General features: G+C 58.3%; 2 protein-coding genes. Both read right to left on the bottom strand.

The window, feature by feature from the left end; translation table 11 throughout:
• Positions 1-171 precede the first annotated feature (171 nt).
• Positions 172-636: a hypothetical protein gene (locus G7B67_RS12930; RefSeq protein ID WP_166213079.1), complete on the bottom strand. Its 465-nt coding sequence runs from the start codon at positions 634-636 to the stop codon at positions 172-174.
• A gap of 592 nt (positions 637-1,228) precedes the next feature.
• On the bottom strand, positions 1,229-1,609 hold the full coding sequence (locus G7B67_RS12925; protein ID WP_166213077.1) for a hypothetical protein: 381 nt from the start codon (positions 1,607-1,609) through the stop codon (positions 1,229-1,231).
• Positions 1,610-2,333 lie beyond the last annotated feature (724 nt).

Below are 2,333 nucleotides of genomic sequence, written 5' to 3'. Positions count from 1 at the left end.
TAGCGGAATTCGGTACGCGATGAGAGCGCCATGCGTTCAGTCCGACTACGGCAATACACGCCAGAAGAGCGAGAATCGCGAGAAATTTAGGTCGGTTCACTTGTTTCTCCATCAGGCGCCTAACACCAGAATTAAGCCGACCCGCGAAGCGGGTTCGGCTTGAATGACTTGTTATGCCCCAACCTCAGCAAGCCAGCGCTTGATTAGCGTGTAGGACTTGCTGGTTGGCGTGTGTAGAACAGAGATAGTGTCGGTCATCTTGGTCTGCTCCCACTTCGCAGGGTTCGTAACAAAATCTGCGTAGTAGCCAAGGACATCTACGCGGCGGAAGTGTCGGAACCAGACGCCAAGCTCCTGGTGCGGGGCGCGGATGTAGTTGTACTTGCCAGTGACACGAACCAAGGCACATGGATAGTGATGCGCAATGACCAGGACTGCGTCCCCCTCCGACATGCTATGGGCGAACTCCCAATAGTCGCGTTGTGCGACAGGAATGTTCTCGCGATCTACATCCGTCAGGTCGCCGGGCGGGTCTGCGAAGTCGAGTCCGATATAGCCAAGGCCCAAAGATTTCATGGTGTGTGATACCGACTGGGCGCTGTCCGAAGGGTGGAGCTGCATACGCCAGAACTTCATGGGCTCTCCATTGGGCATAACACCTGAATTAAGCCGACCTGCGTAGTGGAGGCAAAAGGTGGCACGCTTTTCAGTGCCGCCTTTTGCTGGAACGAAGTAGGTTCGGCTTGAATGAATCGTTAGGCCGCCATTTGCCCACAAGAATCATTGGCTGACAAGCCACACGCTTGACCTGAGGCCGAACCGGTCGGCCGCGCGCCATAAGCTACAGGCGCCCAGCCGAGATGCCGCCTGGTGGTCACGAATGCGGCAATGCCGCCGGATGGTCCGGGCGCACTCCAACTCAAATCGGGCGCGACGCACGGACTAGCCGAAGCTGCTTGTGCCGAAGTGACGCTGCCCGACCGCGCGCCGGGAGCTGCGAGCGCCCGACGCAGATGCCGCCATCCGGTTCGGCCGCCAATACTGCCGCGTGGAAATCCGAGCGCCGCTTAGATGACTCCAAGCGCGACCGAAGAGGGTGGACGAAAGCGACAAGGTGCTCGGGGAAGCGAGCAACCCGAACTGCCGAAGGGCCGCAGCAGGCCCGCTCTTAGCGGCCTAACACCTGAATTAAGCCGAGCCGCGAAGCGGCTTCGGCTTGAATGAATTGTTAGCCATGACTGCCTTTGTCCTTGTGCTTTGCGTCAATGCCCTCAGCCAAAGCATTCGCATCAATTAGGGTCTCGTGCACCTCAAGCGGATATGTGCCGGGCAAATCGTGATACGCAGCCGGCTCGATCACGCCATCCACAAGTAGGTGATACGCAATTCCGAGGGAGACACCTTGGGACGCAGATCTGACATAGCGATCTTTGTGCTTAGCGATTGCATCCCACAACGGGTCGTGTTCGGTGGGTAGATGTGAGTGAGCCAAGCCAACTAGGGTGGCGGACGACATGAGAAGCGTTTCAATGACGGCGCCGGAGATTATTGAATGTGTGAAGATCGATCGGTGAGCGTCAATTCCCGCAATCAAATCCAAATCAGGCACGCCCCCGTCTCCGTCTACTCCCCCAGAGGCAACCAGGAACGCAAGCGTGGATACGACCAAAGTAGGAGCGTTCTCGGCGGGGTTGACTCGGATTGCCTCCGCAACGTTCTTTACGGCTCTGGTAATGTCAGCGCTGGTAGAAACTATTGCTTCCTTTGCCGCGATGGCACGTGACGCTGAGTGGGATTTGAGCGTGCCTTGTCGAAACGCTTGGCGTCCCCTCGTCACCTCACCGGCGGCACCTCGACAGACATTGACGAGAAGTTTCCCAAAGTTTTTTACCCTACGCACCGTGACTCTGCCCAGCAGTGTTGCTGAGTCCGCGCCCCAACCCCGAAGTTTCTCGCGCGGTATCCCACGCAATGCGTACCGGAGCTCATCAACCATACGCGCCTGACGCGACTGGGAGAGGGGAGATGCAGCGGGAATGGCCGTTGTCATGGCTAACACCTGAATTAAGCCGACCTGCGTAGTGGAGGCAAAAGGTGGCACGCTTTTCAGTGCCGCCTTTTGCTGGAACGAAGCGGGTTCGGCTTGAATGAATTGTTAGGCCTCGCAGGTTAACACTGCGAAACGGAATGCGACCGCCAGCCCGACGCCCGCCGTGCCCCACACGATGGCGGCGACGATCGCAAACGTGTTGCGAAGTTCCGGATGGCGAACGGCGAGGACCGGAAGCAGCAGCGCCCGCCCAAGGCAGACGCAGGCCATGAGACCTAAGCCG

This window comes from Cognatiluteimonas telluris, assembly GCF_011320095.1.
GTDB classification, from domain to species: domain Bacteria; phylum Pseudomonadota; class Gammaproteobacteria; order Xanthomonadales; family Xanthomonadaceae; genus Cognatiluteimonas; species Cognatiluteimonas telluris.
Note: the sequence above shows the minus strand (reverse complement) of the source record. Positions and strands in the feature narration are given on the sequence as shown.